The 15,476-nt window shown below is 35.4% G+C and carries 17 protein-coding genes; 14 read left to right on the top strand and 3 right to left on the bottom strand.

Going from position 1 to position 15,476, the window contains the following annotated elements; translation table 11 throughout:
• The first annotated feature begins 21 nt into the window (after positions 1-21).
• From paaD to ABJD27_RS12270, 11 genes are all read left to right on the top strand, one after another.
• Positions 22-522 (top strand): 1,2-phenylacetyl-CoA epoxidase subunit PaaD, encoded by a 501-nt coding sequence (gene paaD, locus ABJD27_RS12320; protein ID WP_348165634.1) that lies wholly within the window; start codon positions 22-24, stop codon positions 520-522.
• Positions 522-917 (top strand): VOC family protein, encoded by a 396-nt coding sequence (locus ABJD27_RS12315; RefSeq protein WP_348165055.1) that lies wholly within the window; start codon positions 522-524, stop codon positions 915-917. Before paaD ends, ABJD27_RS12315 begins: the two co-directional genes overlap by 1 nt.
• Positions 917-1,699 (top strand): enoyl-CoA hydratase-related protein, encoded by a 783-nt coding sequence (locus ABJD27_RS12310; RefSeq protein WP_348165052.1) that lies wholly within the window; start codon positions 917-919, stop codon positions 1,697-1,699. Before ABJD27_RS12315 ends, ABJD27_RS12310 begins: the two co-directional genes overlap by 1 nt.
• An 88-nt stretch (positions 1,700-1,787) precedes the next feature.
• Positions 1,788-2,966: a 3-hydroxyacyl-CoA dehydrogenase NAD-binding domain-containing protein gene (locus ABJD27_RS12305; protein ID WP_348165049.1), complete on the top strand. Its 1,179-nt coding sequence runs from the start codon at positions 1,788-1,790 to the stop codon at positions 2,964-2,966.
• A gap of 268 nt (positions 2,967-3,234) precedes the next feature.
• A complete protein-coding gene (locus tag ABJD27_RS12300; protein ID WP_348165046.1) occupies positions 3,235-4,416 on the top strand; it encodes a PQQ-dependent sugar dehydrogenase in 1,182 nt (393 codons plus the stop codon).
• A 41-nt stretch (positions 4,417-4,457) separates the two neighbouring features.
• Positions 4,458-4,871 carry a hotdog fold thioesterase gene (locus ABJD27_RS12295; protein WP_348165631.1) on the top strand — a complete coding sequence of 138 codons (414 nt, stop codon included), beginning with the start codon at positions 4,458-4,460 and terminating at the stop codon, positions 4,869-4,871.
• Positions 4,868-5,296 (top strand): hypothetical protein, encoded by a 429-nt coding sequence (locus tag ABJD27_RS12290; RefSeq protein ID WP_348165043.1) that lies wholly within the window; start codon positions 4,868-4,870, stop codon positions 5,294-5,296. The genes ABJD27_RS12295 and ABJD27_RS12290 overlap by 4 nt, the downstream gene beginning before the upstream one ends.
• A gap of 1 nt (position 5,297) precedes the next feature.
• Positions 5,298-6,512, top strand: a complete 1,215-nt coding sequence (pcaF, locus tag ABJD27_RS12285; protein ID WP_348165040.1) for a 3-oxoadipyl-CoA thiolase — start codon at positions 5,298-5,300, stop codon at positions 6,510-6,512.
• 33 nt (positions 6,513-6,545) lie between these two features.
• Positions 6,546-7,148 (top strand): short chain dehydrogenase, encoded by a 603-nt coding sequence (locus ABJD27_RS12280; RefSeq protein ID WP_348165037.1) that lies wholly within the window; start codon positions 6,546-6,548, stop codon positions 7,146-7,148.
• Positions 7,149-7,266: 118 nt separating this feature from the next.
• Positions 7,267-9,780: a phenylacetic acid degradation bifunctional protein PaaZ gene (gene paaZ / locus ABJD27_RS12275; protein ID WP_348165034.1), complete on the top strand. Its 2,514-nt coding sequence runs from the start codon at positions 7,267-7,269 to the stop codon at positions 9,778-9,780.
• Positions 9,781-9,804: 24 nt separating this feature from the next.
• Complete coding sequence (locus ABJD27_RS12270; RefSeq protein WP_348165031.1) at positions 9,805-10,557, top strand: enoyl-CoA hydratase/isomerase family protein; 753 nt, start codon at positions 9,805-9,807, stop codon at positions 10,555-10,557.
• Positions 10,558-10,561: 4 nt separating this feature from the next.
• On the opposite strand, the gene ABJD27_RS12265 is transcribed toward ABJD27_RS12270, so the two are convergent.
• Together ABJD27_RS12265 and ABJD27_RS12260 are read right to left on the bottom strand one after the other, a co-directional pair.
• Entirely contained in the window at positions 10,562-10,852 is a 291-nt protein-coding gene (locus ABJD27_RS12265; protein ID WP_348165028.1) for a hypothetical protein, read from the bottom strand.
• 39 nt (positions 10,853-10,891) lie between these two features.
• Complete coding sequence (locus tag ABJD27_RS12260) at positions 10,892-11,182, bottom strand: hypothetical protein (protein WP_348165025.1); 291 nt, start codon at positions 11,180-11,182, stop codon at positions 10,892-10,894.
• A gap of 168 nt (positions 11,183-11,350) precedes the next feature.
• Here ABJD27_RS12260 and ABJD27_RS12255 point away from each other — a divergent pair, with 168 nt between their 5' ends.
• The gene (locus tag ABJD27_RS12255) at positions 11,351-11,947 is read left to right on the top strand and encodes a transferase hexapeptide repeat family protein (RefSeq protein WP_348165022.1); all 597 of its coding nucleotides are present in this window, start codon (positions 11,351-11,353) and stop codon (positions 11,945-11,947) included.
• Between the two features lie 357 nt (positions 11,948-12,304).
• On the opposite strand, the gene ABJD27_RS12250 is transcribed toward ABJD27_RS12255, so the two are convergent.
• Positions 12,305-12,775, bottom strand: coding sequence for an Lrp/AsnC family transcriptional regulator (locus ABJD27_RS12250; protein ID WP_348165019.1), 471 nt, complete (start codon positions 12,773-12,775; stop codon positions 12,305-12,307).
• A gap of 173 nt (positions 12,776-12,948) precedes the next feature.
• Here ABJD27_RS12250 and ABJD27_RS12245 point away from each other — a divergent pair, with 173 nt between their 5' ends.
• Entirely contained in the window at positions 12,949-14,259 is a 1,311-nt protein-coding gene (locus ABJD27_RS12245; RefSeq protein WP_348165016.1) for a dihydrolipoamide acetyltransferase family protein, read from the top strand.
• 100 nt (positions 14,260-14,359) lie between these two features.
• Positions 14,360-15,424 (top strand): branched-chain amino acid aminotransferase, encoded by a 1,065-nt coding sequence (locus ABJD27_RS12240; RefSeq protein ID WP_348165013.1) that lies wholly within the window; start codon positions 14,360-14,362, stop codon positions 15,422-15,424.
• The last annotated feature ends 52 nt before the right edge of the window (positions 15,425-15,476 follow it).

Below are 15,476 nucleotides of genomic sequence, written 5' to 3'. Positions count from 1 at the left end.
TTTATTATTTAATACTCAATTCTGACTTTAGAGACACAACATATAGAGCCACATCTTATCTCAACCCTGGAATCTGTTTCAGATCCAGAAATCCCAGTGCTTTCTATTATGGATATGGGAGTGGTACGAGAAGCAATAGAAGTCGATGGAGTTGTTCAAGTAAAAATAACACCTACCTATTCAGGATGTCCAGCTATGGATGTGATAGGGGATGATATTATTTCCGCTTTCGCGAAAGCAAATAAAAAAACAAAAATAACCTTAGTCTTAAGTCCTGCTTGGACGACCGATTGGATTACCGATAGAGGCCGTAAAGCATTAGAAGAATATGGAATCGCAGCACCGCTCTCTCCGGAAGCCGATAAAGAAGCACTGCTAGGCAATAAAAAAATTGTAACATGTACCAATTGTGGCTCAACAGAAACACACTTGGTAAGTCAGTTTGGATCGACAGCCTGCAAAGCATTGTTTAAATGTGATGTATGCCAAGAACCTTTTGATTACTTTAAATGTCTGAAATAATGGATTTTGATAGAACTGGAATCATTTTGTACGTAATTAACTATCAAGAATGCATTGAGTTCTATAAAAATAGTCTAGGACTTACAACCATGTTTTCTACAGATATGCTTACCTGTTTTGCTTTTGGAAGTTCATACCTTATGGTAGAGTTAGATGATACGTATGATGGGAGTACAGAAATCCATTCTAGAGTAAAAACCTGTTTACGTATGAACGTTCCTAATGTAAAAATGCTAGCAGATACATTAAAGGCTAAAAATATAGAAGTAGATTATCAAGAACACAGTTGGGGGACTATCGCAAAGTTTTATGACCCAGATGGAAATCTATGTGCATTTAAGGATAGTGATACATTTGAAAAACAAATTAAAGAATATAAAGCCATATTAAAATAATGAGCCAGTCAATACTCAAAGAAATAAAAAACGGAGTCGCTACACTTACATTAAATCGACCAGAAGTATTTAATAGTTTTAATCGTGAGATGGCATTAACATTTCAAAATGAACTTGATGCATGTGCACATGATGCAGATGTAAGAGCGATTGTAATTACTGGAAGTGGTAGAGCATTTTGTGCTGGTCAAGATCTAAAAGAAGTAACAACACCTGATTTAAATCCAGGATTTAAGAAGATACTTGAAGAGCATTATAATCCTATTATTACAAGAATACGTACTATAGAAAAACCTATTGTAGCTGCAGTAAATGGAGTTGCCGCTGGAGCAGGAGCAAATATTGCATTAGCCTGTGATATTGTAATTGCTCATGAGAAAGTAAGCTTTATTCAGGCGTTTAGTAAGATAGGATTAGTACCAGATAGTGCTGGAACTTTCTTTTTGCCAAGACTTATAGGTTTTGGGAAAGCAAGTGCTCTTATGATGTTAGGAGATAAAATCTCTGCAACAGATGCCTCAGCAATGGGTATGATCTATAAAGTGACAACGCTAGATGATTTTCAAACAGAAATAGATACAGTAGCTAGGACACTTGCGCAGATGCCTACGAAGGCTTTAGGAATGACTAAGCGTTTACTTAATGAATCTATGAGTAATACATTAGAACAACAACTTGAATTAGAATCTAAGTTGCAAATAGAGGCGGCAAGTAGCGACGACTATGCAGAAGGAGTAGCCGCTTTTGTAGAAAAGAGAAAACCCAATTTTAAAGGGGAATAAAATAATTGTTACTCTAAGTCTGTAGAAGGACTTTTATTGAATAGTTATGAGTTTACTTCGATAAACTTAGTAGGACAAAAATAATAGTATGATTAAAAACGTAGGAATTATTGGTGCTGGAACTATGGGTTCTGGAATAGCTCAAGTAGCTGCAACAGCTGGATGTTTAGTAAAGCTATTTGATGTAAATCAACCCGCTTTGGATAAAGCAGAAGCAAAACTTGAAAAAATCCTGAATCGTTTGATTGAAAAAGGAAGAATAGATGCTGACGAGAAAAATAGAATTCAAGGAAATATTCAATATGTAAACTCTTTAAAAGAATTGGCAGATGCAGATTTGACGATAGAAGCTATTATAGAAAACCTTGACATTAAAAAGAAGGTCTTTCAAGAATTAGAATCTTATGTATCTGACACTTCGATTATAGCATCAAATACCTCAAGTCTCTCTATTGCATCTATTGCAGCATCATTAGAGAAGCCAGAACGATGTATAGGAATTCATTTTTTTAATCCAGCTCCTTTAATGAAGTTGGTTGAAGTGATACCTGCTGTACAAACGTCTCAGGCTGTTCTGGATATGTGTACTCAAGAAATTGCACGTTGGAAAAAAGTAGTAGCTGTAGCAAAGGATACTCCTGGATTTATTGTAAACCGAGTGGCGCGTCCTTTTTATGGAGAAGCATTGCGCTTGTATGAGGAAGGAGTGGCAGATTTTGCAACCATTGATTGGGCGATGAAATCTATTGGTGGTTTTAGAATGGGACCTTATGAATTGATGGATTTTATAGGAAATGATATCAACTATACAGTAACAGAAACCGTATTTAATGCCTTTTACCAAGACCCTAGATATAAACCGTCATTTACTCAGCAAAGATATAGTCAGGCGGGTTATTTAGGTCGTAAGTCAGGTCGTGGATATTATGATTATGCAAATGAGGGTGCAGATAACGCTTTCGCGAAAGCAAACCCTACAACAGATCAAGAACTCGGGAAGATGATTTTTGATCGTATTTTAGTTATGCTTATAAACGAAGCAGCAGATGCATTATTTTGGAATATTGCTAGCGCCGAAGATATTGATAATGCGATGACCAAAGGTGTAAACTATCCTAAAGGATTACTCGTTTGGGCAGATGAAAAAGGGATTGATTGGTGTGTGTCACAAATGGATGCACTATATGATGAATATAGAGAAGATAGGTACAGATGTACCCCATTGTTGCGTAGAATGAATAAGAGAGGTCACAAGTTTTTTGGATAGAATAAGTAAGTGGGTGGTTGTTTTTAATTTTTTGTAAATTTTAAAGAACAAAAAATTAAAAACTTTCCGTTTTACCTTTGTTAATTGATTGGTGTGTCCAGATGATAGATACGCTTTATAATGAATATAGAGAAGATAGATATAGATGTTCCCCATTATTACGTAGAATGAATAAAGATGGGAAGACGTTTTTTGAATAGGAGAAGTTTCCTATTTATAAAGTTATTCCAGTCATTAAAAAAATATAAAAACTCAAAATAGAATAAGAGTGAAGTTTATTAAAATCTTAATTATCTTATTTTCATTTGGTTGCCTAATAGGCTGTCAGGATACGATTGTAGAAGTTCCAATTTCGCCTTATCCTATAAGTGATGATTCCTTTTCTGTAAAAACAATTGCAGAAGGATTTGTCGTTCCCTATGGTATAGCAATAATTACTGATGATGAGTACTTTATCACAGATAGAATAGGGAAGCTATTTCACTTTAAAGAAGGCCTTCAAGTCGAAATAGAAGGGATTCCTGAAGTAAAGACATTTGGAGATAAAGGGATACCCGCAATTATGCACGGAGGACTTATGGATGTGAGTATTCACCCTGATTTTGCGACAAACTTCTGGATATATATATCCTATTTGGATATTGATGGATTTGCAAAGGTCTCTAGATTTAAAATAAAAAATAATGCAATCACTCAATTTGAAACTATTTTCAAAACAAGAAGTCAAAATTATTACGGAAACGGGATGAGGATAGTATGGGAAGACGATACACACTTTTTTCTAAATGTTGGAGGTTCCGTTTTCACTACGAGTGAAAATCCAATATTAATATCACAAGATCTTAATGAGGATGCAGGCAAGATTCACAGATTAAAAGATGACGGAACTGTCCCTTCTGATAATCCTATTTTTGATGGTTTTACAAAACCTACAACAATTTGGAGTTATGGACATCGAGATTCGCAAGGGCTGGTTTATGATAAAGAAAATAACACGCTGTTTGGTGTTGAACACGGACCAAAAGGAGGTGACGAATTTAATATTATAAAAGCTGGAGGTAATTATGGTTGGCCCATTTATACATATGGGATTCATTATGATGGTAAAAGTATTTCTATGATTACCCAAGAAGAAGCTACACAAACCACAGTATTACCAGAACATTATTGGACCGTTCCAACAGATGATGGTGGTCAAGCAATAGCACCAGCTTGTCTATTAAAAGTAGAAGGAAGTAACATAGCAGATTGGAATAATCATTTTCTAATAGGGTCATTAGCTTATAGAAGGTTAATGAAATATAATCGTGATACAGATGAAACCGTTGGATTGACAATTGAAGGAAGAGTGAGAACAATCAAACAATTACCAAGCGGTGATATCATTGCATTAATGGAAAGAAATGATGTTAGTAAATCTAATGGTAAAATTATAAGAATACATAATTGAAGAATAGAGTAAAAAATGAATCCTTAAATTTCAAAGACTCAATGCCACTTAAAGGAAAAGACATACCACATAAAATGTTATCGCAAGATGGATATAGTACTTGGTTAGGAATCGAGATACTTGAGTCTAAAGTTGGATATGTAAAAGTGGGGATGACTATTCGTAAAGAAATGCTTAATAGTATGCACTTTGCACATGGAGGAATTACATATTCACTAGCAGATACTGCTTTTGGATTTACAGCAAACACTCACGGGAAATATGCAGTCTCTATAGAAACCAGTATTAATCATATAGAGGCATTGGTAGAAGGTGATTACATTACAGCAGAGTCAACCGTAGATCATCAAAAAACAAAAGTGGGATTTAATATTGTTGAAATAAAAAGAGGAGATGAACTTGTAGCTTTGTTTAAGGGAGTGGTATATAGAACGACTAAAAATTGGGAAGAATGAGAAAGATCTTTGTTTTAGTACTATTCACTACATTTTCCTTTGGTTGTTCACTAGAATCGGAAGTCGTTACTTTTCGCGTTGATGGAGTTGATTATAAAACAGATCCTGGTGAAGCATTAAACGTAGAAAGTGGAAAAATTTCATTTTCGGTAAAACGAATTAATGAAAGTGCTAAAAAACGTTATGAAGATATGACGGTAATGTTGGATTTTCTTGATGATTATAATAAACGTTATATCTCTGAATTAGACACATATTTAATTTTAGGATCTAAAACGTATGATGATAAGAAAGTCCATTTGTATCATTTTTTTAAAAGGAAAAATAGTAGTAGAGGAATATCACTTCTAGTGATGTGTCCTTATGATGAAAACGAGAAGTATAAAGAAAAAATATATAGGGTAGTACAGTCTGCTCATTTTTAATATGAAAGAAGCATATATTATAGATGGTGTGAGAACACCTATAGGAAATTATAAAGGAACATTAAGCGCAGTACGTACTGATGATTTAGGAGCGCATGTAATACGTGAGATCGTAAAACGTAATCCTACCATTCCAAAAGAAGCCTATGATGATGTTATTATGGGGTGTGCAAATCAAGCAGGAGAAGATAATCGTAATGTAGCACGTATGTCTTTACTACTGGCAGGATTGCCTTTTTCTGTTCCTGGAGAAACTGTAAACAGATTATGTAGTAGTGGTCTTTCTGCTATTATTCATGCCAATAGAGCAATCAAAGCAGGTGATGGAGATCTATTTATCTCTGGTGGTGTAGAAAATATGACACGTGGTCCATACGTTATGGCAAAACCTTCGACAGCTTTTGGAGGTGATAGTAAGATGTATGACTCTACATTTGGATGGCGTTTTATAAACCCTAAAATGAGAGAACTATACGGTGTTGATGGAATGGGGAATACCGCCGAAAACTTAGTAGAGAAATACAATATCTCTCGAGAAGATCAAGATGCGTTTGCGTATAACAGTCAGATGAAGGCTGCAAAAGCGCAGTCTAATGGACGACTTGCTAAGGAAATTGTTCCTGTAGAGATACCACAACGTAAAAAAGATCCTATTGTTTTTGCAAATGATGAATTTGTAAAACCAGGAAGTACAAAAGAAATACTAGCAAAACTTCGTCCAGCTTTTAAGAAAGAAGGAGGAAGTGTAACAGCGGGAAATAGTTCAGGGCTTAATGATGGAGCTGTTGCAACGATTATAGCAAGTGAAGATGCTGTTGCAAAATATAACTTAAAACCATTAGCTCGTATTGTAAGTTCTGCAACTGTAGGAGTAGAGCCTCGTATTATGGGAATAGGTCCAGTGCAAGCATCTAATAAGGCATTAAAAAAAGCAGGACTTACAATGGATGATATGGATGTAATTGAGCTTAATGAGGCTTTTGCATCACAAGCACTAGCATGTATAAGAGAATGGGGGCTAGCCGATGATGATGCAAGGATTAACCCTAATGGAGGGTCTATCGCTATTGGACATCCGCTAGGTGTGACAGGAGCTCGTATTGCATACTCGGCAGCATTAGAGTTGCAAGAAACTGGGAAAAAATATGCATTGGTAACCATGTGTATAGGTGTAGGACAAGGATATGCGGCTATTATTGAAAATGTAACTATATAAGCTTTCGCGAAAGCGTACTTTAAATCTATCAATATGAAAATACTAATTGTAGGAGGAAACGGAACGATAGGAAGAACAGTTGCAAAACGTTTTTCTGAAAATCATGAAGTGCTTATTGCTGGAAGATCTTCTGGAGATGTCACGGTAGATATAGCTTCTTCGGAGTCTATTCAAAAAATGTTTGAGACTGTAGGCAAAGTAGATGCGATTGTAAATATTGCAGGAGATGCAAAATGGGATGCATTTGACAACCTTTCTGAAGATGATTTCTATATAGGAATCAAAAGCAAGATGATGGGACAAGTAAACTTAGTACGTCTTGGGAGAGAATTTTTGAATGATAAAGGTTCGATTACATTGACTACTGGGATTCTTGCAGACGAACCTGTAGATATGACAACAAGTGCTGCTATGGTAAATGGAGCAATCCAAAGTTTTACAAAAGCAGTTGCTCTAGAACTAGATAGAGGTATTCGTGTTAATGTGGTTTCGGCAGATCTTGTAGAAGATGCGTACGAAAAATACAAAGATTATTTTCCTGGAAATACACCAGTGCCTATGCATAAGGTTGTAGATGGTTACGTAAAGAGTGTGATGGGGAAAATTAACGGAGAAATTATAAGAATACGAGGATAAGGAGATATACGCTTTCTTGTCTGCCGTAGGCATAGTACAAAAGCGTACTCAGGTAAAATAATTAATAAAAACCCATAAAACTCTTTTTCTATTTGGGAGAGGGTTGGGGAGAAGGATTATGAATAAAACGCAACATTATATTAAAGGAACTTGGTCTGATGGTCAAGGGGAAGGAATTCCTATTTTAGATTCTGTAACTGGAGAACAATTTACCAGTGTAACTACAGACGGAATTGATTCTGCAAGTATTTTACAATATGGACGTGATCATGGATCTGTTTTACGTAAAATGACGTTTCAGGAACGCGGTAATATGATTAAAAAATTAGCGCTATATCTTACTAAGAAAAAGCGTGCGTTTTATGAGTTAAGTTATCGTACAGGAGCCACAAAAATTGATAGTTGGATTGATATAGAAGGGGGTTTTGGTAATCTTTTTGCAAATGCATCTTTACGTAAATTGTTTCCAAATCAATCATATCACGTAGAAGGAGATCCTATTGATTTATCAAGAGGAGGTCGTTTTATGGCACATCATATTATGGTGCCTAAAGAAGGCATTGCAGTACATATAAATGCATTTAATTTTCCAATTTGGGGAATGTTAGAAAAATGCGCTGTCAACTGGATGGCGGGAATGCCTGCAGTTGTGTTACCAGCGCCACAAACAGCATATCTTACAGAAGCTGTTGTGAGAGAAATTATAGCTTCTGGAATTTTACCAGAAGGAGCATTACAATTGATTAGTGGTACGGCTAGAGATATTTTAGATACTGTACAATCTCAGGATGTAGTGACATTTACAGGATCTGCTTTAGTAGGGAGAACGTTAAGAAATCATCCGCAATTAACGCAAGAATCGGTGCCATTTACAATGGAAGCAGATTCTTTAAATGCAGCGATACTAGGTGAAGATGCTGTCCCTGGAACACCAGAGTTTGATTTGTTTATCAAAGAAGTACGTAACGAGATAACAGTCAAATCGGGACAGAAATGTACAGCGATACGACGTATTATTGTTCCAGAAAAACTAACCGAAGATGTGCAAATCGCATTAGGAAAAGCTTTAGACAAAGTAACGATAGGTGACCCTCGTTTAAAAGAGGTTCGTATGGGAGCATTGGTAAACGACAGACAGCGACAATCTGTACGAGAGCAGGTAGCAAAAATTGCTGAGACAGCAAGTATTGTTTATGGAAATCTTAATGAAGTAGAAACGATAGGTGCTGATGCGCAAAAAGGTGCATTTATGAAACCTATCTTATTACGAGAAGATCATCCGCTTACAAATGAAAATGCACATGTAACAGAAGCTTTTGGTCCAGTGAGTACTATTATGCCTTATAAAAATCTAGAAGATGCTATTACATTAGCAAAAATGGGTAAAGGTTCTTTAGTGAGTTCTATTGTAACAAATGATAATCAAATTGCAAGAGAGTATGCTGTATCTGCCGCAACACATCATGGACGTATTCTTATTTTAAATAGAGAGAGTGCAAAACAATCTACAGGACACGGATCTCCATTGCCTAACCTTATCCATGGAGGACCAGGACGTGCTGGAGGAGGTGAAGAGATGGGAGGAATGCGAGGTATAAAACACTACTTACAACGTTGTGCAATACAAGGGTCACCGACAACACTTACAGAAGTAACGGGTATTTATCAAGCCAATGCAGATTATAAAGAAGCAGAGAAACATCCATTTGCCTATCATTGGGAGGATATTCAACCCGGAATGTCCCTTAAGACACATAACAGAACAATTACCGATGGGGATATTGTAAACTTTGCAAACCTTACTTGGGATCACTTCTATGCGCATACAGATATTACATCTCTTGAGGGAAGTATTTTTGAAAAACGTACCGCACATGGTTATTTTATTTTAGCAGCGGCAGCAGGACTTTTTGTATACCCTAATAAAGGCCCAGTAGCAGCAAACTATGGATTAGAAGAGTGTCGTTTCTTACGACCTATTTACCATAATGACACCGTATATGTGCGTTTGACGTGTAAACAAAAAATAGAACGTGATGTTGCAGGAAATGAACATCCTTGCGGAATCGTAAAGTGGTTTGTTGAGGTGTTTGATGCAAATCCTAAAGAAGATCAAGAACCGTTGGTAGCTGTCGCAACTATTCTTACGATGGTTCAGAAAAAACAATTGGTGTTTACAGAAATTACAGATGCTGTTTTTGAAGATGCGCTAGCAACACTTACTGAGGATAGCAAACCACAATGGGGAGCTATGACACCGCAGCAAATGGTGGAGCATTTAGAATTCACCTATCGTATTGCTTTAGGAGAAATACAGGATTTTGAAGTTGCTACTCCAGAAAAAGTATTGGATAAAGTGCATGCTACTTTATATAACTATGATAAGATGCCTCGGGAATATAATTTTCCATTATATGAAGCTGGGATTCAGCCTCCATTAAAGCATGTTGATCTCGCTTTCGCGAAAGCGGAATTAACCAGAATACGACAAGAATATTTGAAATTTTATAAGGAAAATCCAGAAGCCACGGCAAAGAATGCGGTCTTTGGAGAACTTAATAAATACGAATGGTATTTAATGGAACGAAAACATTTGAATCACCATTTTGAACAATTTAACCTATTAGATTAATTAACTCAAGAATTAAGCATAACCATGTCTGACCCATACGTAAAAGAAGAAATACATAACGGAATCTCGACCATAACCTTTTTTCACCCGGCACATAATAGTTTGCCAGGAGATATTCTTGCAAAACTAGCAAGTACAATAACAGAAGCTGGAAAGAATGAAGCTGTAAAGGTAATCATCTTAAAAAGTGGAGGTGATCGTACGTTTTGTGCAGGAGCAAGTTTTAAAGAGCTTATAAATATAAATGATGCAGAGACAGGAAGGATTTTCTTTTCTGGTTTTGCAAATGTGATTAATGCGATGCGTACGTGCCCTAAATTTATTATAGGAAGAGTACAAGGTAAAACTGTAGGTGGAGGTGTAGGTGTTGCAAGCGCTACAGATTATTGTATGGCTAGTAAGTTTGCAAGTATTAAACTAAGCGAGCTTAATGTAGGAATAGGTCCTTTTGTGGTAGGTCCCGCTGTAGAGCGTAAACTTGGCTTAACAGGGATGTCGCAAATAGCAATAGATGCAAATACGTTTTATGATGCTGAGTGGGCAAGACAAAAAGGATTGTATGCACAGGTGTATGATAGCATAGAAGCACTAGATGAAGCGGTACAGGCATTTGCAGAAAATCTATGTACATATAATCCAGAAGCAATGAGAGAAATGAAGACAATCCTCTGGAAAGGGACAGAAGATTGGGATACACTTCTAGCTGAGAGAGCCGCTATTTCTGGACGCCTTGTGCTAAGTGATTTTACAAAAGAAACTTTAAAGAGGTTCAAATAGAATATTAATCTACCTGAATGATACTCTTTATGGGAATAGTAACTCCTTTTTTAAGGATGACATCATTCTTTGTGACACCCCATACGGTAGTGTATATAAAGATGATTCTGTTGCGAGAATCTTTAAAATAGATGTGTACTTTGTTTTTGACAACATTTCCTAAACGCATGGCTCTATTTATAGAATAGAGGCGTAGTTCTTTTTCTTGACGTGTTTTGATGACGTCTTCATTAGAGAATTTAAGAGCATATAAGAACTCTTTTTTTGTGGGATATATTTTTTCTAAAGTATCCATAAGGGGGAAAAGGTTTATTAAGTTGGGTGGGTATGCTTTTTAATCTATATATACAATACGATGTCGAGGTATAATGGTTCCTTTTTTAAGAATAACACTATTTTGGGTAACAGCCCATATAGTCGTGTGTACTCTCATTAATTTGTTTTCGGCATCTTTAAAATAAATATTGACTTTGTTTTTAAGTAAATTACCTAATTGAGATGCACGATTGAGATAATAAGCACGTAAACTTTTTTGACTTTTATCTAGGAATACATCTTCTTTAGGAAACTTAATTAAAGGTATATATTCCTTTTGTACGAAGCAAGATGTTGTTTGTTGAATCATAGCGTGGAATTTTTATTGATACCTTAGTTAGTAAAGTAACGCAGATACTTACAGGATTATATTGTGTATTAGTAATCTTTAACAATTTTTTATCAACAATGGTGTTAAAAAGCGCTGATTTGTTTTTATATATTCAGAGATATTTGAAAAGTAAATAATATAATTTTTATGATTTATAGTTTTAAAGGGCATATCCCTGTCGTACATCCATCTAGTTTTGTACATCCACTTGCAGCAGTTACTGGAAATGTTATTATAGGAAAGGATTGCTATGTTGGTCCAGGAGCAGCTATACGTGGAGATTGGGGAGAAATTATACTTGAAGACGGTGTTAATGTACAAGAAAATTGTACAGTACATATGTTTCCAGGAAAATCTATTATACTTAAAGAAAGTGCTCACGTAGGTCATGGCGCAATTATTCATGGGGCAAACTTAGGTCGTAACTGTTTGATTGGTATGAATAGTGTTATTATGGATGATGCTCAAATAGGAGATGAGTGTATTGTAGGAGCTATGGCTTTTGTGAGAGCAGAAACTATAATCCCAAATCGAAGTCTTGTAGTAGGGAATCCAGCAAAAATCATAAAAGAAGTCAGTGATGAGATGATTGCTTGGAAAACAGCAGGGACAAAATTATACCAACAACTCCCAGCCGATTGCCATGAATCATTAAGAGAAGTAGCACCTTTAAGAGAAATTCCTGAAAATAGACCTAAACAAGAAGATTTTTATGCAACCTTACAAGAGTTTAAAAAGAAATGATGTTAATTTAATCATAAATAAATCTTATTGATAAATAAATGTTAATAGTGAAATGTTATAGATAAAACTTCGTCTTAATAAGTGTTAGAAAAATTAAATAATAACTCTTAAAAAGATAGAAATTATGAAAACGTTCTTTAAAAATTTATCAAAAAAAATGAAGGTAGTATCCGATTTTTTACAAGACTTAGCAGATAGTAGTAGTTATGCTATACATAGATAGAATACAATTTAATTCAAATAATTATTAAAGTATTATTTATGATAACGTATACATAGAATGTAATAATGACTAGCGTTGTTATTACATTTTTTTTGCCTAATAATGAGATGTTTTATTTTTCTATCTGATACTATTTATTTTAAAAAAGAGAGATCTACTTCATTTGTCTCTTTGCTTGTAGATAATACAATATGACTTTGTACATTTCCTAGGTAAGGTAATAATGTCAATTTTGTTATGATAAACGTCTCATAAGCTTCTATGTCTTTTACAACAAGTTTAAGTAAATAGTCAAATCCTCCACTTACACGATGACATTCTACAACTTCTGGAAAGTCATTAATCTCTCTTACAAATTTTTCTAGAAAACTACGTGTATGCCCCTGAAGGGAAATAGCAATAAATACCGTTTGCTTTAAGCCTATTTTTTTGTGATCTAAACGTGCTGTATAATTTGATATCAAACCTTCTTTTTCTAGTTTTTTTATTCGTTCAAAAATGGGAGTTGTAGAAAGCTCTAGTTGGGCAGCCATACTTTTTACGGTTCGATTAGAATTACTCTGTAGTAATTTGAGAATTGCAATATCTGTAGTATCTAGTTTCATGAGTAATAAAATACTTTTTATTCTGCTTTATAGTAAAAAATAAAGAACAAAAATACATTATAATGTGTTTTAAAAGAATAATATTCTAATATAATTACATATGTCAGCTATTTCAAATATTTAAGTAAGAAGGTTTATTATATTTACAATTACCATAAATTAAATACCCCCATATGAGTAATAAAATAACCGATTTGCTAATGCCAAAGATGGGTGAAAGCATAACGGAGGGAACGATATTAAACTGGTTAATTCAAGAGGGAGATTCTTTTGAAGAGGGAGATATTATTGTTGAGGTGGCAACAGATAAGGTAGATAATGAAGTGCCGGCGCCAGCATCGGGGATTCTAAAAAAACATCTTTATGGGCCTAATAGCGTAGTTGCTGTAGGAACTCCAATAGCACATTATGAAGTAGATGCTACTGTTGTGAAAAAGGAGAAAATTTCCTCACCTTCGGATACTATAAACGCTTCTACACTAAAAAGAAGTCAAAAGACTTCCATAAAGCAAAGTAGTGTTCCTACTCAAAATGCCGCTTTTACAATTCCAAATAAAGATATGTTTGTGAGTCCTCTTATAAAGAGTATTGCACAACAACATCATGTTTCCTATGAAGAATTAGCTCGTGTACCAGGAACTGGAGCAGAAGGCCGTCTTCGTAAGAGCGATCTTATGCACTATATAGACGAGGGTCGACCATTTCAATTTGCACAAACAGCAGTGCAACCAGATCCTACAGCTTATAGAATCCCGCAATTAAATCCTGATAAAGGAACCGGGAAAATTGTCGAGATGGATCGCATGCGCCAAATGATTGCAGATCATATGGTCTATAGTAAACATACAAGTCCGCATGTAACTGCTTATGTCGAAGCTGACCTGACAGAACTTGTTGCTTGGCGTACAGCAAACAAAATACCCTTTTTAGAAAAGCATAATCAAAAATTAACCTTTACCCCTTTGTTTGTAGAAGCTGTTGCAAAAGCAGTAGCAGACTTTCCTATGATTAACGTTTCTGTAGATGGTAAAAATATCATCGTAAAAGAAAACATCAATATAGGAATGGCAACAGCATTACCATCTGGTAATTTAATTGTTCCTGTTGTTAAAAATGCAAATCAAAAATCATTGCCAGAAATTGCGGCGGAGGTAAATAGATTGTCAGGATTAGCAAGAGAGAATAAATTAGGAGGTGATGATATCAAGGGAAGTACATTTACGATAAGTAATGTAGGAACCTTTGGAAGTGTCATGGGAACTCCTATTATTAATCAACCAGAAGCTGCGATTCTTGCTACAGGAATTATTAAGAAACGAGCAGAAGTAATGGAACGTCCAGAAGGTGATACTATAGAAATTAGGCAAATGATGTATCTCTCCTTAAGTTTTGATCATCGTATTGTAGATGGTTACTTAGGTGGAAGTTTCTTGAGACGTATAGCAGATAATCTGGAGCAATTTGACACCTCTAGAACTATCTAGATGTTATAAATATATGAATGGTCTCTTTTGAGAGACATGTCCAAAAGGACAGAGAGAGTTTTTACAACTTTCATTATTTAAACTTGAAGCATATCCTACAATGAATATACCAACTACAAAAACTAAAGCGTCAAAAATTGATAGTATCGATTTTGATAATATCCCATTAGGACGCACCTTTACAGACCATATGTTCATTTGTGATTATACAGATGGACAATGGCAAAATCCTAGAGTAGAACCTCTAGAATTAATTCCTACACATCCAGCAGCGATGGCACTGCATTATGGACAAGCTGTTTTTGAAGGGATGAAGAGTACGCTTTCGCGAAAGCGGGAACCACTTCTTTTTCGCCCATCAGAAAATGCATCCCGTCTTAATGCAAGTGCACGCCGAATGGGAATGCCAGAATTTCCAGAAGACCTATTTGTAGAAGGTTTAAAAACACTTGTCAATGTAGAACAAGGATGGATTCCGCCAGCAGACGGAAGTGCCTTGTACTTAAGACCATTTATGTATGCAGATGAGCCTTTTATAGGAATGAGAGCAGCAACAAGTTTTAAATTTGTTATTATCGCATCTCCAGCAGGTCCTTTCTTTAGTAAACCAATAAAATTATGGGCAGAACGTAGTTATATACGAGCTGCAGCTGGTGGAACTGGAGAAGCAAAAGCAGCAGGAAACTACGCTGCAGCTATTCGCCCTACAGAAATCGCCAAATCAAAAGGATATGATCAAGTACTTTGGCTAGATGCTCATGAACATAAATACATACAAGAAGTGGGGACGATGAATATCTTTTTTAAGATAAACGGACAGTTTATTACTCCAAATCTTGATGGAGCCGTACTCCATGGTATTACTAGGAAAAGTGTGATTGATCTTTTAAAACACAAAGGATATACTGTTACAGAAAGACCTATTACAATAAATGAAATACAAGAAGCAGCACAACTAGGAACATTAGAAGAAGCTTTTGGAACGGGTACAGCTGTAGGAATTGCATATATTCAAGAAATAGGGTGGGGAGATGAAATGATCAATGTTTCAGAAACATACCCTGTAGGTAACGCTGTAAATGATACTCTTAATGCTATTAAAACAGGAGCTCATGAAGACTTATTTGAGTGGATGGTTCCTGTAAATGCAGAAGAGCTAGTATAATAATTTTGAACACTCAATTATAGAATATATAATGTCATAGTTCTTATCTTAC

The sequence above is a fragment of the Dokdonia sp. genome (assembly GCF_039945015.1).
Classification (GTDB): domain Bacteria; phylum Bacteroidota; class Bacteroidia; order Flavobacteriales; family Flavobacteriaceae; genus Dokdonia.
Note: the sequence above shows the minus strand (reverse complement) of the source record. Positions and strands in the feature narration are given on the sequence as shown.

Excerpts from the sequence above, each read along its gene's own strand:
- ABJD27_RS12280 (WP_348165037.1), top strand. The coding sequence starts at position 6,546 with ATGAAAATACTAATTGTAGGAGGAAACGGAACGATAGGAAGAACAGTT.
- ABJD27_RS12295 (WP_348165631.1), top strand. The coding sequence starts at position 4,458 with ATGCCACTTAAAGGAAAAGACATACCACATAAAATGTTATCGCAAGAT.
- ABJD27_RS12255 (WP_348165022.1), top strand. The coding sequence starts at position 11,351 with ATGATTTATAGTTTTAAAGGGCATATCCCTGTCGTACATCCATCTAGT.
- pcaF (WP_348165040.1), top strand. The coding sequence starts at position 5,298 with ATGAAAGAAGCATATATTATAGATGGTGTGAGAACACCTATAGGAAAT.
- ABJD27_RS12305 (WP_348165049.1), top strand. The coding sequence starts at position 1,788 with ATGATTAAAAACGTAGGAATTATTGGTGCTGGAACTATGGGTTCTGGA.
- ABJD27_RS12290 (WP_348165043.1), top strand. The coding sequence starts at position 4,868 with ATGAGAAAGATCTTTGTTTTAGTACTATTCACTACATTTTCCTTTGGT.
- ABJD27_RS12310 (WP_348165052.1), top strand. The coding sequence starts at position 917 with ATGAGCCAGTCAATACTCAAAGAAATAAAAAACGGAGTCGCTACACTT.
- paaZ (WP_348165034.1), top strand. The coding sequence starts at position 7,267 with ATGAATAAAACGCAACATTATATTAAAGGAACTTGGTCTGATGGTCAA.
- ABJD27_RS12260 (WP_348165025.1), bottom strand. The coding sequence starts at position 11,182 with ATGATTCAACAAACAACATCTTGCTTCGTACAAAAGGAATATATACCT.
- ABJD27_RS12240 (WP_348165013.1), top strand. The coding sequence starts at position 14,360 with ATGAATATACCAACTACAAAAACTAAAGCGTCAAAAATTGATAGTATC.
- ABJD27_RS12245 (WP_348165016.1), top strand. The coding sequence starts at position 12,949 with ATGAGTAATAAAATAACCGATTTGCTAATGCCAAAGATGGGTGAAAGC.
- ABJD27_RS12250 (WP_348165019.1), bottom strand. The coding sequence starts at position 12,775 with ATGAAACTAGATACTACAGATATTGCAATTCTCAAATTACTACAGAGT.
- ABJD27_RS12265 (WP_348165028.1), bottom strand. The coding sequence starts at position 10,852 with ATGGATACTTTAGAAAAAATATATCCCACAAAAAAAGAGTTCTTATAT.
- ABJD27_RS12315 (WP_348165055.1), top strand. The coding sequence starts at position 522 with ATGGATTTTGATAGAACTGGAATCATTTTGTACGTAATTAACTATCAA.
- ABJD27_RS12270 (WP_348165031.1), top strand. The coding sequence starts at position 9,805 with ATGTCTGACCCATACGTAAAAGAAGAAATACATAACGGAATCTCGACC.